The 240-nt window shown below is 79.2% G+C and carries 1 protein-coding gene; it reads right to left on the bottom strand.

Going from position 1 to position 240, the window contains the following annotated elements; genetic code table 11:
• Positions 1 to 240: alkaline phosphatase PhoX (locus KVT44_RS56805; RefSeq protein ID WP_217577139.1), on the bottom strand; the 240-nt coding region annotated here is incomplete at both ends.

The following is a 240-nucleotide window of genomic DNA, read 5'->3' as shown; positions in this document are numbered from 1 at the left end:
GCCCTTGGAGGCCTGGGGGGCGGCGGCGTCGTCCGCGCGGGTGGCGAGCTGTCCGGGGCCGTGGCCCAAGCCCCGCGGGGGCGTCCCGGGGTAGAGGAGGCCGTTGGGGCCCGAGGCGTCCCCGGTGAGGTAGAGGCGGCCGCGCTTGGGGGCGACGACGACGGCGCCGTGGGCGTACCGGCCGAGCGCCTTGATCGGCTTGGGGTTCCGGTTGCGGCCGCGGTCGACGGGGTCGACCCC

Origin of the sequence: Streptomyces sp. GbtcB7, assembly GCF_019091445.1 — a bacterium.
Lineage (GTDB): Bacteria > Actinomycetota > Actinomycetes > Streptomycetales > Streptomycetaceae > Streptomyces > Streptomyces mirabilis.
The sequence above is the reverse complement of the archived record's forward strand: the minus strand, read 5'-3'. Positions and strand labels throughout refer to the sequence as shown.